Here is a 912-nt window from a genome sequence, read left to right as displayed (position 1 = left end):
TAGCTTCTTCACCAGAATAGCGGTTCAGTTTATTCATTTCTTGAATCCGAACCGTTTTGAAAGCATTGGTCAAATGTTGGACAATGTGAAAACGGTCAATCACAATCTGAGCCTCAGGAAAAGCTTTTTTCACCATTGAATCATAGGCTGCATTCATATCCATAACAACAAACTCCACCTTGCAGCGTTCTTCATAGGAATAGCCATTGAAGAATTCTAGCAGCTTATGACTCCGGCGGTCATCTAGGATCGTATGAATTTGACCGCTTTCCCAATCCATAGCGATAAAGGCCATCGATCCTTCGCAATCTTTCGTGGCCTTAAACTCATCAATGGCTAGTACTCGAGGGAGGGGGCTTGGTGGCAGCTTTTTCACATAATGAGCTAAGCTTAATGATGTTTGGTAGACAATCTGATAGCCCGTTTTACAGATTGAAGCAATCTTCTTACTATTGGTCGTATCTTTTAATTCCATCAAAATTTTGAGGTGGAGTCTGACACAAATACTCTTCCTTTTCTTAACAAAATAGTTAGGGAGATGATTGGCGGATACGACAGAGCAATGACGGCATTTAAAACGGTGAATTGTTAGTTCTAGATAAGTCGGCTTATTATCAATCTCTGGCAACTGGATTTTACGCTTTTTAGGAGTCGTGCCATGAGCATAGACATCTTTAGTAGATTCCCAGGCCACTCCACAGCTAGGGCAATAGCTTGGACGTTTCTCCAAAGAACCTTCGATGATTTGGGACATCCGATTGCGTTTATCTTTACGAAAACTATGCCATTCTTCTTTAAAAGTAATGTCTAGGTCTTGAATTCCGAGTAATTTTTGAGTATTATAGTCCATATAAAGCAATTCCTATTCTGATGTTTTTTCCACTTATCAGTTTACTAGGAATTGCTTTTTTT

Annotated in this window: 1 protein-coding gene; it reads right to left on the bottom strand. The window is 39.6% G+C overall.

Annotated elements, in window-relative coordinates:
• A partial coding sequence (locus tag HZY94_RS00910; RefSeq protein WP_179924600.1) for a transposase occupies positions 1 to 850 on the bottom strand: 850 nt, incomplete at its 3' end.
• Positions 851 to 912 lie beyond the last annotated feature (62 nt).

Origin of the sequence: Streptococcus danieliae (assembly GCF_013415245.1) — a bacterium.
Lineage (GTDB): Bacteria > Bacillota > Bacilli > Lactobacillales > Streptococcaceae > Streptococcus > Streptococcus danieliae_A.
Note: the sequence above shows the minus strand (reverse complement) of the source record. Positions and strands in the feature narration are given on the sequence as shown.